The organism is Tropicimonas sp. TH_r6 (assembly GCF_033101155.1).
Taxonomy (GTDB): Bacteria; Pseudomonadota; Alphaproteobacteria; order Rhodobacterales; family Rhodobacteraceae; genus Tropicimonas.
In genome coordinates this window covers 57,929-76,458 of record NZ_JAWMPX010000006.1, presented here as the reverse complement: position 1 = coordinate 76,458, position 18,530 = coordinate 57,929, and the positions used below count along the sequence as shown (strand labels likewise).

Annotated in this window: 20 protein-coding genes; 12 read left to right on the top strand and 8 right to left on the bottom strand. The window is 61.9% G+C overall.

The genetic code is table 11. The annotated features are described in order from the left end of the window. Nucleotides 1–33: 33 nt before the first annotated feature. The 5 genes from R3X27_RS08180 to cysG all read right to left on the bottom strand — a co-directional run bounded on the left by R3X27_RS08180 (nt 34) and on the right by cysG (nt 4,653). A complete protein-coding gene (locus R3X27_RS08180) occupies nt 34–441 on the bottom strand; it encodes a DUF934 domain-containing protein (RefSeq protein ID WP_317708356.1) in 408 nt (135 codons plus the stop codon). A gap of 2 nt (nt 442–443) precedes the next feature. Beyond that, nucleotides 444–1,199: a phosphoadenylyl-sulfate reductase gene (locus tag R3X27_RS08175; RefSeq protein ID WP_317708355.1), complete on the bottom strand. Its 756-nt coding sequence runs from the start codon at nt 1,197–1,199 to the stop codon at nt 444–446. Continuing rightward, nucleotides 1,189–2,853 carry a nitrite/sulfite reductase gene (locus R3X27_RS08170; protein WP_317708354.1) on the bottom strand — a complete coding sequence of 555 codons (1,665 nt, stop codon included), beginning with the start codon at nt 2,851–2,853 and terminating at the stop codon, nt 1,189–1,191. Before R3X27_RS08170 ends, R3X27_RS08175 begins: the two co-directional genes overlap by 11 nt. A gap of 79 nt (nt 2,854–2,932) precedes the next feature. Continuing rightward, the gene (locus R3X27_RS08165) at nt 2,933–3,250 is read right to left on the bottom strand and encodes a DUF2849 domain-containing protein (RefSeq protein WP_317708353.1); all 318 of its coding nucleotides are present in this window, start codon (nt 3,248–3,250) and stop codon (nt 2,933–2,935) included. After that, nucleotides 3,250–4,653 carry a siroheme synthase CysG gene (gene cysG, locus R3X27_RS08160; protein WP_317708352.1) on the bottom strand — a complete coding sequence of 468 codons (1,404 nt, stop codon included), beginning with the start codon at nt 4,651–4,653 and terminating at the stop codon, nt 3,250–3,252. The genes R3X27_RS08165 and cysG overlap by 1 nt, the downstream gene beginning before the upstream one ends. A gap of 143 nt (nt 4,654–4,796) precedes the next feature. On the opposite strand from cysG, the gene R3X27_RS08155 reads away from it, so the two are divergent. The 7 genes from R3X27_RS08155 (at nt 4,797) to R3X27_RS08125 (ending at nt 11,595) form a co-directional block, all read left to right on the top strand. Next, nucleotides 4,797–5,264 carry an Lrp/AsnC family transcriptional regulator gene (locus tag R3X27_RS08155; RefSeq protein WP_317708351.1) on the top strand — a complete coding sequence of 156 codons (468 nt, stop codon included), beginning with the start codon at nt 4,797–4,799 and terminating at the stop codon, nt 5,262–5,264. A gap of 397 nt (nt 5,265–5,661) precedes the next feature. Further along, complete coding sequence (locus R3X27_RS08150; RefSeq protein WP_317708350.1) at nt 5,662–7,158, top strand: Tad domain-containing protein; 1,497 nt, start codon at nt 5,662–5,664, stop codon at nt 7,156–7,158. 211 nt (nt 7,159–7,369) lie between these two features. Then, nucleotides 7,370–8,995: a TadE/TadG family type IV pilus assembly protein gene (locus R3X27_RS08145; protein WP_317708349.1), complete on the top strand. Its 1,626-nt coding sequence runs from the start codon at nt 7,370–7,372 to the stop codon at nt 8,993–8,995. Between the two features lie 181 nt (nt 8,996–9,176). Continuing rightward, nucleotides 9,177–9,722, top strand: a complete 546-nt coding sequence (locus tag R3X27_RS08140; protein WP_317708348.1) for a pilus assembly protein — start codon at nt 9,177–9,179, stop codon at nt 9,720–9,722. A gap of 10 nt (nt 9,723–9,732) precedes the next feature. Beyond that, nucleotides 9,733–10,347, top strand: coding sequence for a hypothetical protein (locus tag R3X27_RS08135; RefSeq protein WP_317708347.1), 615 nt, complete (start codon nt 9,733–9,735; stop codon nt 10,345–10,347). A 165-nt stretch (nt 10,348–10,512) separates the two neighbouring features. Continuing rightward, complete coding sequence (gene hisF / locus R3X27_RS08130) at nt 10,513–11,274, top strand: imidazole glycerol phosphate synthase subunit HisF (RefSeq protein WP_317708346.1); 762 nt, start codon at nt 10,513–10,515, stop codon at nt 11,272–11,274. A 9-nt stretch (nt 11,275–11,283) separates the two neighbouring features. Beyond that, a complete protein-coding gene (locus R3X27_RS08125) occupies nt 11,284–11,595 on the top strand; it encodes a phosphoribosyl-ATP diphosphatase (RefSeq protein ID WP_317708345.1) in 312 nt (103 codons plus the stop codon). Here the strand turns inward: R3X27_RS08125 and R3X27_RS08120 are convergent. After that, a complete protein-coding gene (locus R3X27_RS08120) occupies nt 11,592–12,038 on the bottom strand; it encodes a CoA-binding protein (protein ID WP_317708344.1) in 447 nt (148 codons plus the stop codon). The two genes, R3X27_RS08125 and R3X27_RS08120, sit on opposite strands and share 4 nt — an antisense overlap. A 136-nt stretch (nt 12,039–12,174) precedes the next feature. Beyond that, nucleotides 12,175–13,791 (bottom strand): pilus assembly protein TadG-related protein, encoded by a 1,617-nt coding sequence (locus tag R3X27_RS08115; RefSeq protein WP_317708343.1) that lies wholly within the window; start codon nt 13,789–13,791, stop codon nt 12,175–12,177. A gap of 387 nt (nt 13,792–14,178) precedes the next feature. Between R3X27_RS08115 and R3X27_RS08110 the strand changes: the two genes are divergently transcribed. After that, nucleotides 14,179–15,465, top strand: coding sequence for a lipoprotein-releasing ABC transporter permease subunit (locus tag R3X27_RS08110; protein WP_317708342.1), 1,287 nt, complete (start codon nt 14,179–14,181; stop codon nt 15,463–15,465). Further along, nucleotides 15,458–16,138: an ABC transporter ATP-binding protein gene (locus tag R3X27_RS08105; RefSeq protein ID WP_317708341.1), complete on the top strand. Its 681-nt coding sequence runs from the start codon at nt 15,458–15,460 to the stop codon at nt 16,136–16,138. The genes R3X27_RS08110 and R3X27_RS08105 overlap by 8 nt, the downstream gene beginning before the upstream one ends. Nucleotides 16,139–16,161: 23 nt before the next feature. Here R3X27_RS08105 and R3X27_RS08100 read toward each other — a convergent pair whose 3' ends face one another. Next, nucleotides 16,162–16,602 carry a DMT family transporter gene (locus tag R3X27_RS08100; protein ID WP_317708340.1) on the bottom strand — a complete coding sequence of 147 codons (441 nt, stop codon included), beginning with the start codon at nt 16,600–16,602 and terminating at the stop codon, nt 16,162–16,164. A gap of 125 nt (nt 16,603–16,727) precedes the next feature. Between R3X27_RS08100 and R3X27_RS08095 the strand changes: the two genes are divergently transcribed. The 3 genes from R3X27_RS08095 to R3X27_RS08085 all read left to right on the top strand — a co-directional run bounded on the left by R3X27_RS08095 (nt 16,728) and on the right by R3X27_RS08085 (nt 18,519). Beyond that, on the top strand, nt 16,728–17,132 hold the full coding sequence (locus R3X27_RS08095; RefSeq protein WP_317708339.1) for a cytochrome c: 405 nt from the start codon (nt 16,728–16,730) through the stop codon (nt 17,130–17,132). Nucleotides 17,133–17,136: 4 nt separating this feature from the next. Continuing rightward, nucleotides 17,137–17,547, top strand: coding sequence for a cytochrome c (locus R3X27_RS08090; protein ID WP_317708338.1), 411 nt, complete (start codon nt 17,137–17,139; stop codon nt 17,545–17,547). 123 nt (nt 17,548–17,670) lie between these two features. Next, entirely contained in the window at nt 17,671–18,519 is an 849-nt protein-coding gene (locus R3X27_RS08085; RefSeq protein WP_317708337.1) for a MipA/OmpV family protein, read from the top strand. Nucleotides 18,520–18,530 lie beyond the last annotated feature (11 nt).

Genomic DNA, 18,530 nt, shown 5'->3' with positions numbered 1-18,530 from the left:
TGCGAGGTGTTGAATTTATGTAAAGGGGGCAGCTCAACTGGCGAGCCGCGACCGATAGTCATGCTCGCGCCAATCTGCACGGGCCCGCCAGTCCGGTTCGGGCTGCCGCGCGGCCAGTGCGGCGTCGATTTCGACCTCGTCGAAGCCCGAGCGACGCGCCATCGCATACTGATCGGCCAGCACATGTCCCTTGGCGCGCAGCCGGCGGGCATAGCCCAGTCGGCGCAGCGCGCGGGCGATGGAAAATCCGCGCCCGTCAGCGAAGCTGGGGAAGTCGACCCGGATCAGCACGATCCCGTCGAGGCCGCCCTCCAGCGTGCTCACATCCGTGTCGGAGGTCAGATCCAGCGCGCGGCTCTCCGGCGTGCGGGTTTCGGGCGTGGCATAGGGGCCTTCGAAGTTTTCGGGGCCAAACCCCGTATCGGTCACGATGACAGTCATTGTCACGCTCCTTGTTCTGTCGCGGCCGGTCCGGTGCGGACCATCTTGCCGTTCACGAAATGGATGCCGCATTCGTCCTTGTCCTGGCCCCGCCAGCGCCCAGAGCGCGGGTCCTCGCCCTCGGCGACGGGCGAGGTGCAGGGGGCGCAGCCGAGGGACGGGTAGCCCTTGGACACCAGCGGGTGGCGGGGCAGGTCGTGGCGGCGGATATAGTCGGAGATGTCGCTGGCGGACCAGTCGGCCATCGGGTTGAGCTTCAGCTTGGCGTCTTCTTCCTCGGCCAGCGGAAGCTGAGCACGGGTGCCGGACTGGTAACGTTTGCGCCCCGAGATCCAGCTGTCGAAGGGGCGCAGGGCGCGCTCCAGCGGCCGGGTCTTGCGCAGGTCGCAGCAGGCATCCGTGTCGCGCAAGTGCAGCGCGTTGGCCGGGTCTTCCTGGGCGAGATGCATGGCGCGGGCCCGGATCACGCGGATGCCGCTCAGGCCGAGCGCGCGGGCAAGGTCGCGCTGATAGTCCAGCGTTTCAGGGAAGAGCATCTGCGTGTCGATGAACAGGACGGGCAGGGCAGGGGCGACCAGGGAGAGCTGATGCAGCAGCACCACCGAGTCGGCACCGAAGGAGGAGACCATCGCCACTTTCCCCGTCAGATCATGCTCCAGCAGTGCCGCGAGTCGCTCGGAGCCCTGCAACCCCTCGACAGAGCTGGCGAGGAGTTCGGCGCGGTTGGCCGGGACGGATTGGATCAGGTCAGGCTGCATCGCGATTTTTCTCCGGTCCGTAGAGAGCCTCCTTGAACGGGCCTGCGCCAAGGCGGCGATAGGCCTGAAGGAAAATCTCGGTCTCGTCTTCACGCGCTTCCAGATAGGCCAGCATGAGCCGTTCGATAGCCGGCACGATCTCCTCGTAGGAGAAGCCGGGGCCCGTACGCTGACCGATCGCGGCGGTCTCGGTGGCGTCGCCGCCGAGCGTGATCTGATAGGTTTCCACCCCGCCCCGGTCGAGGCCGAGAATGCCGATATGACCGACATGGTGATGTCCGCAGGCATTGATGCAGCCGGAGATCTTGATCTGTAGCGGCCCGACCTCATGCTCGATACGCAGATCCTCGATCCGGGTGGCGAGTTGCTGGGCGACGGGAATCGCGCGGGCCGTGGCCAGCGCGCAGTAATCCATGCCGGGGCAGGCGATGATGTCCGACGCAAGCCCGACATTGGCGGTCGCAAGTCCGGCTGCCTTCAGTTCCTCGTGCACCGCCGCGAGATCCGCCTTGCGGACATGCGGCAGGATCACGTTCTGCTGGTGGCTGATGCGCAGCTCGTCATAGCCGAATTTCTCGGCCAGATCCGCCATGACGCGCATCTGAACCGCCGTAGCGTCGCCCGGGGTCTGGCCATGCGCCTTGATCGAGATGGTGACGATGGCGTGATCCGGGTCGCGATGCTCGGAGAGGTTGGTGTCGGCCCAGGCGCGGAAAACCGGATTCTGGCGCGCGGCCTCATAGGCCTCCGCGCCGCCGCCCACGAGGGCCGGCGCACGGAAACGGTCACGGATGCGCGCGATGACGCGCTCGTCCACGCCCTCGAACTCAGTTCGGGTGCGCTGGAATGCGGCCTCGACCTCGTCACGGATGGTGTCGATTCCGTTTTCATGCACGGTGATCTTGATCCGCGCCTTGTACTTGTTATCGCGCCGCCCGTGCTGGTTGTAGACATGGACGACCGCTTCCAGGTAGGGCAGCAGCTCGTTCTCGGGCACGAAATCGCGGATCACCTTGCCAACCATCGGCGTCCGGCCGAGACCGCCGCCGACGATCACCTCGAAGCCCGGCTGTCCATCGCGTTCGACCATGCGCAGCCCGATATCATGGGCGCGGGTGACGGCACGGTCATTGGGCGATCCGGTGATGGCGATCTTGAACTTCCGCGGCAGGAACTGGAATTCCGGGTGGTCGGTGGACCATTGCCGGATCAGCTCCGCATAGGGGCGCGGATCGGCGATCTCGTCGGCGGAGGCACCGGCGAAATGGTCCGAGGTCACGTTGCGGATCGTGTTGCCGGAGGTCTGGATCGCATGCATGCCGACCTCGGCCAGCGCGTCCAGCATGTCCGGCACGTCGCGCAGCTTGGGCCAGTTATACTGGATGTTCTGGCGCGTGGTGAAGTGGCCATAGCCCTTGTCCCACCGCTCGGCCAATTCCGCCAGCTTGCGCATCTTTTGCGCGTCCAGAGAGCCATAGGGGATCGCGACACGGAGCATATAGGCATGCAATTGCAGGTAGAGCCCGTTCATGAGCCGCAACGGCTTGAACTCGTCCTCGGTGAGGCTCCCGGCTATCCGGCGCTCGACCTGGGCGCGGAACTGGGAATTGCGCTTGGCAAGGAAGGCGGTGTCGAATTCGTCGTAGCGATACATCTTGGCTCTCCGATCACGGCCCTGGATCAATCTGAAGCGGGGCTTCAGGACCATCCAGGGACGTTTTCAATTTCCGTCGTTATTCCGCGGCCACAGCGAAGCTGTCGGCCTGCTTGCCATGGTGATAGTTGGACGGGCCGCGCGACCGGAAGGCCTCGCGAAAATGCACAGGCTCAGGGCCGTTTGCGCCCGCTTTCGCGTCGGCCAGATAGGCGCCGACGACAACGTTGCCCTGCCTCTCCGCATCGAGCAGGCGAATGGTGGCATGGGCTTCTTCGTCGATCAGTTCGGCATCCTGCATCTGGCGCGACCAACGCCCGTCCTCGGTGAGATAGACGACGTCTCCCTCGAGCAGGTGGTTGGCTGTGACGATCTTCGGTGTGAAAGGGCGGGGCATCAGGCGTGTTCCTTGAGCTTTGTTTCGATCCGGGCGGCGACGGAGGCCGTCTCGTGCGAGGGGGCGAGGCCGAGGAGCATGACCGCTGGTCCGGAGGGGGAATGCGCGGTCATGTCCTCGGCCAACCGACAGAGCCGGCTGGGGATGACCCGGGAGTTTGGGCGTCCGGCGCTCTCGACGATCGTGACGGGGGTCTCGGGGCTGGCGCCGTGCATGAGAAGGCGGCCCTGCAGGAAACGCGCGGCACGCTTGCCCATGTAGATGCCGGTCACGGCGCCGGGGCGGGCCAGCGCCTGCCAGTCCTGCTCGGCGAGACCTTCGACGTCATGTCCGGTGATGAGCCGTAGCTCGGAATTGCGCCCGCGCGCGGTCAGGCTGCGACCGATCTGGGCGGCGGCAGCCGAGGCGGCGGTGATGCCGGGGACGGTCGTATGGGCGATGCCAGCGGCGTCCAGAGCGCCGATTTCCTCTTCGAGCCGGCCAAAAATGACGGCATCGCCGGATTTCAGCCGGACAACCTGGGCGCCGGAGTGACCATGCTCGACCAGCATCGCGTTGATGCGCTCCTGCGGCGTGGAGGGGCCGAAGCCTTCCTTGCCGGCCTCGAGGATGATGGCCTCGCGGCGGGCCAGTTCGAGGATCTCGGCGGGAACGAGACGGTCATGGATGATCACATCGGCCTCGTCCAGCGCGCGACGGGCCTTGAGTGTGAGAAGTTCGGGATCGCCGGGGCCGGCGCCCACGAAGCTGACATGGCCGGGACGGGCTTCCGCGCCCAGATGGGCCTGAAGCTCGGTCTCCAGCGCGGCGTTGATCGCCTCCCGGCCGGAGGCCGCGGCGCGCGGGCCGGAGCGGAAATAGAAGGCAGACCAGAAATCGCGGCGGATGCGCCCCATGGGCAGCGCGTCCGCGTGAGACCGGAACCTCTTGCCGAGCCGCGCCAGCAGGCCCAGCGATTGCGGCAGGCGCTCCTCGAGGTCGCGTTTGATGGCGCGGGCGAGCACGGGGGCTGCGCCTTCCGTGCCGATGGCGACGGTGACCGGGTCACGGTCGACAATGGCCGGGGTGATGAAGGCAGAGGCCTCCAGATTGTCGACCACATTGATCAGGATACCCGCCTCCGTAGTCATGCCGGCCACCCGCGCGTCTTCGACGGTGTCCTCGTTGGCGGCATAGACGAGGGTGGCGCCGGAGAGGTCCTCGGCGCCGAGGGGGCGCAGGGTCAGGGTCAGGCGGGCCTCGGCGGCCCAGGCTTCGATCTCCGGAGCGGGGTGGGGGGCGTAGACGTGGATCTGCGCCTCCGTCTTGAGAAGCAGGCGCAGTTTCGCGATCGCGGCCTCGCCACCGCCCGACAGGACAATCGCCTTATCGGCGACATCCAGGAAGATCGGGAAATGTTGCATGAACGAGCTCCGTGATCGTGTTTCTGCAGTGCAATATAGAATTTTGTCCCGGTATTCCGCTAGGGATTGGCAAAAAGAAGGACATATGTTCTAAGCCTCGCGGCTGAGGAAGTCGTTTTTTGTGGAAATGGAGGAATCCCGGAATGTCCGTCCGTCTGGATGCGCTGGATCGGAAGATCCTTTCGGAACTGCAACGCGATGCCGACCAGTCGTTGGACGAAATCGCCCGCGCGGTCGGCTCTTCGAAGACGCCGGTCTGGAATCGCGTTCGCAAGATGCGTGAGGCCGGGGTGATCCGCCGGACGATCGCGCTGCTTGATGCGGAGGCGCTCGGGCTCGAGGCCTGTTTCTTCGTGCTGATCCGGACCAGCGAGCATGAGGAGGGCTGGCAGCAGCGCTTCCTCGAGGCGCTGAATGCCCGGCCGGAGGTGCTGGAGGCACATCGGCTGGCCGGGGATATCGACTATATCCTCAAGGTGCAGGTGGCCAATGCGCGTGCCTATGATCGCTTCTACCAGGCGCTGATATCCGAGGTTCGCATTCACAACGTGACGGCGTTGCTGTCGATGGAAGAGATCAAGGCGACCACGGCCCTGCCGCTCGAGGTTTGAAGGGGCCGGGGCGGACAGTCCCCGACTTGCTGTCGGGACAAGGCGGGGCTGGTCCCGATGTCTGGTCTTTACTCAAAAAATGATAGGGACGACTGCCGGTTGCCAGCCCGCCGACCAGAGGGTGACTGGAACGAGGCCGGGTATCGCATTCGCACTGTTAGTTTTTTTTTTGGCCGTCGAAAAACTTCCCTGAACATGCCTCGCCAATGCCCCTTTTCCTATGGCCCGCGTCGAAAATTAACCAACTTCTTACGTTTTGGTAGTCGCGCGGCTGCCGAGGGGGTGACCGCATGGACGGCCCAACAAGGTGAAGAAGATGGTATACCGGATCGCAACCAGCAGCAGGCCGAGGCGCCTGGAGCAACTTCTCGGCTTCCGGCACCGCGAAGATGGCAGCTTGATCATCTTCTCCCTCTACGTCCTTGTCTGCATGATGCTCGCGATAGGAATCTCGCTGGACACGGCACGCTTCGAATATACCCGCGCAAAGCTCCAGGCCACGCTCGACCGCGCCGTGCTGGCCGCCGCCGACCTCGACCAGGTGCTCGACCCCGAGGATGTGGTGACCGACTATTTCGAGAAGGCTGGCCTGAGCGAGCAACTCGTCTCCGTCACCGTCAGCGAAGGCGTGAATTACCGGACAGTGGCCGCTGAGGCGGAGGCGGCGATCGATACGATGATGGTCAACATGATCGGCCTCAATCGCTTCTCGGTGCCGGCGACAGGCGAAGCCAACGAGACTCTCGGGGACATGGAAATCGCGCTCGTGCTCGATAATTCCGGCTCCATGGGGCAGAACAACGACGAGCGCATGGACCTGCTGATCCCGGCGGCTCAGGAATTCATCGACACGATCATTGTCGAGGATGAAGATGGCGACGACACGGTCGGATCGACAATGGTTGCCATTGTGCCATTTGCCACCCAGGTGAATGTGGGCGAGGACCTGTTCGCGCAATTCACCACGACGCAGGATCACACATCGTCCTACTGCGTGAATTTCGAAACGAGCCAGTATGGCGAAACCGAGCTGGACACCAGGACCGCGCTACAGCAGGTCGCGCATTTCGACCCCTATTACTACAACAGCTACATCAAGACCCCTGTCTGCCCGACGGATGAGAACCGGGAAATCACCCTGTGGTCCAGCAATGCGGACGATCTCAAGGGCAAGATCGGGGACATGACCGCCGAAGGTGCAACCTCCATCGAGATCGGGACGAAATGGGGCCTGACCATGCTCGATCCGGGGATGCAGGACGTGCTGGTGGAGCTTGCCGATGACGGTCTCGTCGACAGCGATCTTGTCGGACAACCCTTCGACTATGACCGCGAAAACACCCGCAAGGTGTTGGTGGTGATGTCAGATGGCGAAAACACGTCGAGCTATGATATCCATGACGAATATCGCTCCGGTGACTCGCCGCTTTACCTCTACGACGGCACCTATTCGCATGAATATACCAGCGGCTCGAAGACTTATTACTACATCAAGAAATCCCGCGACAGCTACTGGAGCTACTCGCCCTATGGCGGCGACAAAGCCGACCAATTGTCCTGGCCGGACGTCTGGGAAGACATCAGCGTGACCTACTACACCTACAACTTCCTGAGGAACATGTATGGCGGCAACTACATGGATTACTACTACGACATCGTTGACGTGACGGGCTCCGACACCAAGCAATCCCGCACCTCAACTGTCTGCCAGGCCGCCAAGGATGCCGGTATCCTCGTCTTCACCATCGGCATGGATACGTATGGCGACGGCGACGCTACGCTGAAGGATTGTGCCACCGAATCAACCTATTTCTACGATGTGGAGAGCGTCGACATCTCCAATGCCTTTCAGTCCATCGCGCTCCAGATCAACCAATTGCGCCTGACCCAATAGGTTTGTCGGGGCGGTCCTCAAGGATTCATTAAGGAAATCATCGTATTCGAGTGGCAATTGACGCGGATTGGCGGCAAGAGCCACATGCGCGCCTCATTTCGTGCGCAAATACGCCGTTTCGTCGTCCAACTATCGTCGCCATCGCAGGGTCCATTGGAGGGATCGGGCAGTTCCGCCCTTCGCACGTGCAGCAAACCGCGAGGTGACGACGATGCCTTTCAAGATTTTCCCGCGTTCGGGATCAGACCTATCCCGGGAAATCCGCGCCTTTGGCCGGGAAGAAGATGGTGGCATGATCGTCTTCTCCCTGTTCATCGTTGTCTGCATGTTGTTGGCAGTCGGCGCCTCTCTGGACACGGCCCGGTTCGAATACACGCGCTCAAAGCTGCAACACACGCTCGACCGCGCGGTATTGGCCGCGGCCAACCTCGAGCAGGTGCTCGACCCGCAGGAAGTGGTCGAAGACTATTTTGCCAAGGCCGGGCTGAGCGACCAGCTCATTTCCGTCACGGTCTCGCAGGGCGTGAACTACCGCACTGTCTCCGCCGTCTCCGAAGCCCAGATCGACACAATGTTCATGGACATGGTTGGTATTGAGACACTGAGTGTCCCGGCCGTAGGAGAGGCCAACGAGACGCTGGCCGATATCGAAGTGGCGCTGGTGCTCGACAACTCGGGTTCGATGCGGACCGTGACCGATGGCCAGACGCGTCTGGCCCGGCTCCAGGAAGCCGCCAAGGAGTTCGTCGAATCCGTCGCCCGGGACGGCAGCGACAGCACCGATGACGGCACCACATCCATTTCCATCATCCCCTTCGCCGAACAGGTCACGGTGGGCGAGACTATCCTGCAGCATTACAATGCATCCGATGAACATGACAAAACCCATTGCGTGACCTTCGAGGATGCCGATTTCCGCTCGACGACCCTGACCCAGACGCAGGAACTCAACCGGATGGCCTATTTCGATCCGTACAATAGCGGCTGGACGGCCTATGATTCCGGCATCTGCGACACGACGGGCAATCGCGAGATCGCGCCCTGGTCGACCGATGCCGAGGCTCTCAAGCTGCGGATCGACGATATGTATCACTCCGGCTGGACGTCGATCGATGTCGGGACGAAATGGGGCGTGACCATGCTCGACCCCTCCTCGCAACCGGTTCTCACCAAGCTGATCGCGTCCGGCGATGTCGATGCCGAACTGGCCGGCCAGCCCTTCGACTATTCGCGCGACAATACGATGAAGATCCTCGTGGTCATGTCGGATGGTGCCAACACTTACCAACGCGACATTGCTTCTGGATACCGGTCTGGGAATTCGCCGCTCTACATCTATAACGGCGATTACTCCTACGAGTACGACGATGACGGCAAGACGATGTATTACAACCGCTATAGCAGGTATGACAAAAAGCGCGAGACCAGCCCTATTGGCGGATCGAATGCGCGCCGCCTGACCTGGCCCGAAGTCTGGGCCGACATGACGGTCGACAATTTCGCGTCAGAGCTGATGTCCCGCGCCCTGCATAGCGGTTCGTCGTCCTACGGAGACTATTACTACGACAAGATCATCCGCGGCATCGGCGAGACCGGGTCCACCTCCTGGTCGGGCAACGAGAAGAACCCCAACACGTCCGATATCTGCTCGGCGGCCAAGGACAAGGGTATCCTGATCTTCAGCATCGGCATGGACACCAATGACAGCACCGCGGACATGACCCTGGAAGATTGCGCTTCGCTCCCGACTTACTATTACGACGTGCAGAGCGTGGATATCTCGAACGCCTTTGCCTCCATTGCGCTGCAGATAAACCAGTTGCGACTTACCCAATGATACCTCGGGGCGCCGGAAACTGTGCGAAATCCGCGGACAAACCGCAGCTTCGGCCGTACCATGCCCCATTTCCGCCACAGAATTCGTATTCATTAACCATGGGAAAAAGGCGCCTGAAAGCGTCGGTGTAATTAGGACTTTTGGGGATCGAAGCATCCCTGATCTGTCGAGGGTTTTGAAGATGAAGAGCAAATCGCGTTCGACATTGGGCCGCTGGCTCAGCCGTCTACGCCGAGAGGATGGGAACTCGACCATCGAGTTCGTCATCCTCTTCCCGATCTTCATGGTCATCTTCATGTCCGCCTTCGAAATCGGCATGCTGATGGTTCGCCAGGTCATGCTTGATCGCGCCACCGATGTCGTCGTCCGCGCTCTTAGGATCGGCGAATGGGACAATCCCGAATATGACGAGGTCAAGGAGGCGATCTGCGACCAGGCGCTGATCCTGCCAGATTGCTATGACAATCTTCGCCTCAACCTGACCTCGGTCGATCAGGAAACCTGGGATTTTGGTACGGACGCGGCGCTTTGCGTTGACAAGGAAAAAGAGATCCAGCCTGCGGTGAGCTTCACGCTTGGTATCCAGCACGAGATGATGCTGGTGCAGGTCTGCGTGTTGCAGGAACCCTTCTTCCCGCTGACCGGGCTTGGTCTCCAGCTCGAGCGGGTGAGCGAAGACCACTACGCACTGATGACCCAGTCCGCTTTTGTCAACGAACCGGGATGAGGAGCTTGCAATGCGTTTGATTTCCTCTCTCCACCGCCATGCCGGACGCGCCCTGCGCCGCTTCCAGCGCCGCAGCGACGGCTCGCTTTCGGTTGAGACGGCCATCATCATGCCGCTGCTCTGCATGGTCTATGTTGGCTCATTTGTATGGTTCGATGCGTTCCGGATTCAGAATATCAATCTCAAGGCCACCTATACCATCGCCGACATGATCAGTCGGGAATCGGACGGCATCGATCAGGACTATGTCGACGCGATGGAGACGATCTACGACTACCTGACCTACGGGGATCACGCGACACAGATGCGCCTGTCCATCATCGAATGTACCGATGAATGCGGTAACGAGGCGGCCCGTGTGCTGGAGGTCTGCTGGTCCAAGGCGTCGACCGGTCGCGACCTGTTGACAACAGATGAGCTGGTCGAAAGGTCGAACGTTGTTCCGCTCTTCCCCAAGGGCGATGAATTGATCGTTGCCGAGACCTTCATGGCGTATAACCCGGCCTTCAACGTCGGGCTGGATGGGCAGATTCTCGAGAACACCATCTTCACCGCACCGCGTATGCCGGGACAAATGAAGTTCCTGAACGACAGTGGCGACGACGAGCATTGCTACAATAACTGATCTGCGTCGACGTGAGCAGGGCCTCTCGCGGCAGCCAGCCTGACCCGCCTTCGGGCCGTGGCTGAGCCTCGCACGCGCCCGCTGAGCGTGGCGCCGTCAATCTCCCCTCTGGCCTTCGTTCCGCATTCATGGCAGGTCTGCGCTCGACTGACGAAGAGGTATCCCATGCTCAAGACCCGCATCATCCCCTGCCTGGACGTCAAGGAAGGCCGCGTCGTAAAGGGCGTCAATTTCGTCGACCTGATAGATGCCGGCGACCCGGTCGAGGCTGCCAAGGCCTATGACGCCGCCGGCGCGGACGAGCTTTGCTTTCTCGACATCAACGCCACCCATGAGAACCGCGGCACGATGTATGACCTCGCGACCCGGACGGCGGAGCAATGCTTCATGCCGCTGACAATCGGTGGCGGTGTCCGCACACCGGAGGACGTTCGCAATCTGTTGCTGGCGGGGGCCGACAAGGTCAGCTTCAACTCGGCCGCCGTCGCCAACCCGGATGTCGTCGGCCATGCCGCCGAGCGCTTCGGCAGCCAGTGCATCGTGGTCGCCATCGACGCCAAGACCGTGAGCCTCGGCAAGTGGGAAATCTTCACCCATGGAGGACGACGCCCGACGGGGATCGACGCGGTGGAATTTGCGAAGACGGTTGTGGCCAAGGGCGCGGGGGAAATCCTGCTCACCTCGATGGATCGCGACGGCACGCGGGCCGGGTTCAACCTGCCGCTCACACGTGCGATTTCGGATGCCGTGAGCGTTCCGGTGATCGCCTCGGGCGGCGTCGGCACGCTGGACCACCTCGTCGAGGGCGTGACGGAAGGCGGCGCGAGCGCGGTGCTGGCCGCCTCGATCTTCCATTTCGGCGATTTCACGATCCGTGAGGCCAAGGAACACATGGCGTCGGCGGGTATTCCCGTCCGCCTGAACTGAGAGAGTGTCATGAGCGCATTGGACCGGCTCGCCGAAACTATCGAAGCCCGCAAGGGGGCAGACCCGGAAAGCTCGTGGACAGCGAAGCTGTTTGCCAAGGGGCCGGAGAAATGCGCCGAGAAATTCGGCGAGGAGGCCGTGGAGGCGATCATCGAGGCCGTGAAGGGCGACCGCGAGAAGCTCGCTTCCGAGGCCGCCGATGTGCTCTATCACATGCTGGTCATGCTGGCGGCGCGGGATGTCTCGCTGGCCGATGTCGAGGCGGAACTGGCGCGGCGTGAGGGCACGTCCGGGATTGCCGAGAAATCTGCCCGCAGCTAGGCGCGTCCGCCGACCCGCCAGCCCGGGCCGAACAGTCGGGGAATCTCGACCTTCGGACAGCGGTTCTGGATCACGTCGAGCCCGTGTCCCTGTCCAAGCATCGCGGCTTCCGCATTGGCGATGCCGATCTGCATCCAGATAGTTCGCAAGGTTGGCAGCGCCGCGATGGCCTCTTCGACCACGGGAAGGACGTCCTCGGAACGGCGGAAGATGTCGATCATGTCGACCGGCGCATCTATCTCGGAGAGGGCGGCGACGGTGGTTTCCCCGAAGATCCTGTTCCCCGCCTGAACCGGGTTTACGGGGATCACCCGGTAGCCGCATTCCTTGAGAAAGAGCGACACGTAGTGGCTCGGTCGCGCCGACTTCGGCGAGGCCCCGATACAGGCGATAACGCGGGTCCGTTCGAAGATCTGGCGGATTTGGCTGTCGGGATGGCTCATGCCTGTCCAATACCCGCTTTGGCGCGAAAGGAAAGCGGCTAGCGGCACCCCCGTAGGGTCAGCGATCATCCTTTGCTGGAGATCATGACGATGTCCGTGGGGAGGCTCCCCACGGGACGCTTTTCTGTCCGGTGGATCAGTTGGTCAGGCGAAGCTGGTTGATCGTCCGGGCGATGGAGGTGAAAGCCTGGTTCAGCGCATCGACATCGGTGCTGGTCTCGACATCATAGAAATACTTTCTGTTCTCGGGGTCGGTCGAGCAGTTCAACAATGTCTCGTCGCCCTCGCCATAGGTGTCCATACCGATCGTGAAGACAAGAACGCCGTCGGTTTCGGCAGCCTTGCCGCAAATATCCCAGGTCCGGTTCTTCTTGGTCGTGGAACTCCAGCTTTCAACGATATTGTTGAACTCCGTCGAGCCATTTTCACCGAGAGCCACGGCATAGATCGTGTCGGTGTAGAACTCCACGCTCATCATGTCCCAGACCTCGGGCCAGGTGAGCTGCACCGCGCTGTCCTCGCCCTCGGGCTTCAGGATCCACGTATCGGTGATGAAGCTGTAATACTGGTTGGGGCTGTCGCGATCCTCGTCATAGAAAGACATCTTGTTGATGATCGAGCTGTCGGCGTCACTGTTGACATCGACATTCTGAAGCCCGCCATCAATGAAAATCGGCGAGAGCCCGGAGCGGTAGGGATCCTTGATCTCCCACTGGTTGGTATTTGCGCCATCCGACATCACGATGAGGTATTTCTTCCGGGAGATGCCTTCTTCGGAGTCGCCATAGTCGAAGGGTTGGCCGCGGAATTTCTCGTCCACAAGCCCGTCATCGATCATCGCGCTCAGCACGGGTTGGGCCGATGGGTCGAGCAGGGCGGCACCCCATTTCGTGCCAAGCTCGATCGACGTCCATCCGAAACCGACCATGTCGTTGATCTGCTGCTTGAGATAGTCGGCATTATCCGACCAGGGGGTTATCTGGCGGCTCGTGTCCGTGCGGCAAACGCGGTACTTGTCCCGCGGGGGAAGGCGGCTCTGGCTTGGGTCGAAATGCGCTGTCCGGTTGTATAGCTGGGTCGTCGACATCGCGGTGGTGAGGAAATCATCTGCCTCGAAGGTGATGCAGTTGGAATAGTTGTGCTCATTGGAGACCGTGTAATGGCTCAACAGATCCGGACCGGCATTCACCTGGGTGGCGAACGGCACGATCGAGATCGCGACCTCTCCGTCGGCGTTCTCGTTCTCGAGGATCTGGTCGACGAAATTGCTCGCCGCCTCCTTGAGCAGGTTCAGCCTGAAGTTGTTGTTGTTGGCCATGGAGCCGGAATTGTCGAGCACCAGGACGATTTCCAGTTCGGTCACCGATTCCTCGGCGGTCCCGGTAGCAGGCGCGGCCAACGTCTCGATCCCGATCATGTCCATGAACATGGTCTTGACGTTCACGGTTGATGTTACGGAGATCTTGCTCGCATCCAGCGCGCTTGTGACATCGATATCGACAACGCCCGGATCGATCCCGGCCCGTGCCAGGTAATCCTCGACGACGCTTTGGGGGTCCAGCGTCTGGTCCAGGTCGGCAGCCGCGAGAATAGCGGAATCAATGGTGTTCTGGATTTTGATGCGGGCAAATTCGGTGCGCACGGTATCGATCGCCATACCGACGGCCAGAAGCATGCAAACGAGAATGAAAAGAGTGAAGATGATCATACCGCCATCTTCTTCGCGCGCAAACCGGCGCATAGGTGCAGACATAACAGACCTCTTCCGCACGCGGCGAAGTAACGAATACAAATCAAGCATCATTTTCGGCACCCTGCCCCCCGGCATTCAAAGGCGCCCCAACCCAGAACTTATTCTTGCCACAAAAAAGGCGCGACTTTTAGGCGAAGCTTCCGTTAATCATCATAAATTTTCAAAACTGTTTTATTACAACAGGTTGAGCTTGTCGAGCGTTTGATTTGGGTTTCCGTCCGGAAAACGATTCCCGGGCACCCGGCCTATTGTTCGATCTTTTCGGTGCGGAGGCCACGAATCACCTGCCGAAATGTGGTCGGAACATGGTCCGTCGCAGGCGCCTCTTGCAGTTGACCCTTCGGACGTTCCCCGCCATTCAGTCCCAAAGATCATAGGAGCAGAATCTTGGCCCAGAGCCCACCGCCCTTTGCCGCGTTCGAATGGATGATCGCCTGGCGCTACCTGCGGGCGCGGCGGGCCGAAGGCGGCGTCTCTGTCATGACCTGGATCAGCCTGATCGGCATAACGCTGGCTGTGTTCGCGCTGGTGGCGACGCTGGCCGTGCGCTCCGGCTTCCGGGCGGAATTCGTCGACACGATCCTCGGCGCGAACGCGCATGTGACGGTCTACCAGTCGGTCGCGGTGACCGAGGCCGGGCAGTCCAGCCGGGTGATCGACGACTATGACGCGATGGCCGAACGTTTGCGCGAAGTCGACGGTGTCACGCGGGTCGCGCCGCTGGTCAAGGGACAGGTCATGGCGAGCGTTCAGGGCCGCAATGCCGGTGTCGAGGTCTTCGGGATCTCTGCTGCGGATCTCGCGACCATCCCGCGCATCGCCGCGCCGGAGAAGAGCGTCGGCGATATCGCCCGTTTCGAAGACGGGATCGCCATCGGCTGGGGCGTGGCTCAACAGCTCAACGTTTCGGCGGGCGATCGGGTCAAGCTGATCTCGCCGGATGGCGCCAGGACGCCTTTCGGCACCTCGCCGCGCGTAAGTGTTTTCGAGGTCGTCTATGTCTTCCAGGCCGGGCGATACGATATCGACCGCACGCGGGTCTACATGCCCTTCGACGAGGCGCAGATCTATTTCAACCGCGAAGGCGTTGCCGACGAGTTGGAAGTCATGGTCGCAGAACCGGACATGGTTGACACCATGACACTGGAGCTGCTGCGCGCTGGTGGCGAGCGGGTATTGCTCTGGACCTGGCGCGACGCCTCGGGCGCCTTTCTCCGGGCGCTGGAGGTCGAGGACAACGTGATGTTCGTGATCCTCTCCATTCTCGTCCTGATCGCGGCGATGAACATCATCTCCGGCTTGATCATGCTGGTGAAGAACAAGGGCCGCGATATCGGCATCCTGCGCACGATGGGGCTGACGGAAGGCTCGGTGATGCGGGTCTTCTTCATCTGCGGCGCGGCCGTGGGAACCATCGGCACGCTGGCGGGTGTCATCCTCGGCTGTCTCTTCGCGTTCTATATCGATCCGATCTTCTCCTTTGTGAACTATGTCGCCGGCGGCGGGGTCTGGGACCCCTCGATCCGGGGGATCTATGACCTGCCGGCGAAGCTGGAGACAGGGGACGTGCTCTCGGCCGTGATCCTGTCGCTGGGGTTGTCCTTCGGTGTGACGATCTTCCCGGCGCGACGGGCGGCACGGATGAACCCCGTGGAGGCGCTGCGCTATGAGTAAGGTCCTGGAACTCCGCAGCATCGCCAAGAGCTACAATCCCGGCCAACCGGGCGAGGTCCGGGTGCTGGATGCCTGCGAGCTCAGCGTGGATGCGGGCGAGATCGTGGCGCTGGTGGCGCCCTCCGGGGCGGGCAAGTCGACGCTGCTGCATATTGCCGGCCTGCTGGACACGCCGGATACCGGCGAGGTGGCGCTGAATGGGCAGGTCATGACCGGGAAGGGCGATGCCGCACGCACCATCGCACGGCGCCGCGAGGTGGGCTTCGTCTATCAGTTCCATCACCTCCTGCCAGAGTTCAGCGCGACGGAGAACATCGTCCTGCCACAGCTGGCCAACGGGATCGCAGCGACCGAGGCCGAGGCGCGCGCGGCGGAGCTACTTTCGACCGTCGGGCTGACGGAACGCGCAGTGCATCGTCCGGCCCAGCTCTCTGGCGGCGAGCAACAGCGCGTCGCCTTCTGCCGGGCGCTGGCCAACAGCCCGCACCTACTGCTGGCCGACGAGCCGACCGGCAATCTCGACCCCGGCACGTCCGAGACGGTCTTCGCGGCCCTCATGCAGCTCGTGCGCGAGACCGGCATGGCGGCGCTTATCGCAACCCACAACCTCGAACTGGCAAAGCGGATGGATCGCGTCGTGCGCCTCGATGGAGGCCGGATCGCCGCCGCCTGAGGGCGTTTTGGCCGTGGCTCGTCTCAAGCGCGCTGCGTCAGCACGACGCCGCTCGCCATGAGTGCAAGACCGGCCGCGCGTGAAATGGTCAATGGTTTGACCGGAGCGCCGAACAGGCCGAAATGGTCGATGATCGCGGCCGAGATCAATTGCCCGACAAGGACAAAGAAGACAGCGTTGCCGACGCCGAAACGCGGGGCGATGGCTGTGACCGACAGGATGTAGAAAGCCACGAGCGCGCCTGCGAGGAAGAGATGCGGCGGCGCGCCGGCGGCGCGGGCAAGGGCACCCGGCCCGGTGGCAAGCGTTGCCAGCGTGGCCACGGCGAGGGCGACGCAGAACAGGATCGTTGCCGCCGCCGCCGGCGAGCCCAGGCGCTGCCCAAGGGCTGCGTTCAGCGCGGCGAGCAGCGGAATGCCTATCCCGGCCAGCAGCATGATCGATGCATAGACGTGATTTGGCATTCCGAGCTCCTGTTGCGCTTTGGGCGAGCCTGCTGGAGTGGCGTGTGCGAGGCAAGGGCTGCGAATGACGAAGATCATGGACAGCGCGGCTCAGACGCGGGATCCTGTTTCCAAAGGAGTTGGCCATGAGATGGATTGCAGGTGCCCTGTCCGGACTCGCTTTCACAAGCTGCGCCCTGGCAGTGGCGGCGGAGCCCCGGCAGGGTGAGGTCTATTTCTTCGAGACCTGCGCCGGCTGCCACGGACCCGGAGCCCTTGGCGATGGGCCTACCGCAGCGCTGTTGAGCGTTCCGGTGCCGGATCTTACGCGGATTGCACGGCAGAATGACGGGGTCTTCGATCCCGCACGCGTGATCCGTATGATCGATGGCCGTGATGGTCTGGCCGCGCATGGTGGTCCGATGCCGATGTTCGGCGGGTTGCTGACAGGCCCATCGGTGGTGATCGACGGGCCGGATGGCTCGCCCATTTCGACGACGGCGCCAATCCTTTCCATCGTCGACTGGCTCGAAACGATCCAGGAGGAATAGCACCATGATCGGACACCTTGGAACGATCAGTCTCTGCATTCTGGGAGCGCTCGCCGGACCGGCCCTCGGCGCGGGGGGCGTCGAGGAAGGGCGCGCTCTCTACGGACGCTACTGTGCGACATGTCACGGGCCACAGGGCGCGGGGGACGGGCCGACCAGCCGCATCATCTCGATTCCACCGATGGACCTGGCCGATCTGTCCGCTGCAAATGGTGGCACCTTTCCGCTGGAACGGGTTGTCCGGCGGATCGACGGACGTGACGCGTTGATCGCGCATGGCAGCCCGATGCCGATCTACGGCGCTTTTTTTGAAGGCGAGCGATGGCTCGATGTCGAGACACCGCAGGGGCAGATCGAGGTCAGCCCACCGGTTCTGGCCATCGCGCGCTACCTTGAGGCGATTCAGGTTGAGTAGACGCAACTTGTGGCCAATCAACGACACGTGATCGTTGCCATGGGGTGGTTACTTGATTGTTAACCCACTGAAGCTACGCTGCGTCGACACAGGCTGCATATGGCACCGATTCGAGGATGATTGATGGAACTGCCCGGAATTACACATATCGCCACCATCGTGGCTCTTTTGGTTCCTGGCTTTGCGATTGCGCAGGACGCCGCTGCGGAGCCTGAAGCGGTGCAGCCAATCCTGACAGATGGTCCTTTCCAGATCGATCCGACCAAGCGCTTTGTGCTGAGATATGATGTCCGCGTTGGTGCACAGACCCGCCCGGCTTATTTCGGCTCTGACGAAATGGTGACCTCGCCTGATTTTCGCCTGAACTTCGACTATGCCCGTCTGAAGGGGCTCGGCCAATATGGCAGTCCGGATGGCTCTGCCGGACCTCCCCGTGCCTTTGGCCTGCGCGGCTCGCTGCGTTTCATCGGCGAGCGTTCAGCGGACGACTACGAAGAACTCAAAGGTCTGGAGGATGTCGATGCTTCGCTCGAGCTCGGTATCGGCGTAGTCTATCGCCAGAGGAATTTCGAAGCTTATGGCGATATCCGCTACGGTGCCATCGGTCATAACGGGTTTGTTGGCGAACTCGGCGCGGACGCGATCGCCTTCCCGAACGATCGCTGGGAACTGCGGGCCGGCCCGCGCATGGTCTTTGGCGATGACAAGTTTACCGACGCGTATTTCGGCGTGGACGACAGTGAGTCCAGCGAGAGCGGCCTGGCTGCCTATAACGCGGAGGGCGGGCTTCTTGGGGCCGGGCTAGAGGCCACGGCGCGATACCGTTTCAATGATCTTTGGGGCGTTGAAGCGGGTATCCGGGCGGACCGAATCCTGAACTCTGCCGCAGACTCGCCGATTACCGATATGGGGAGCGAAGACCAGGTCCGCGTCCGCATCGGCATCACGCGTGAGCTTATTCTTCAGTTCTGACACACGGCTCC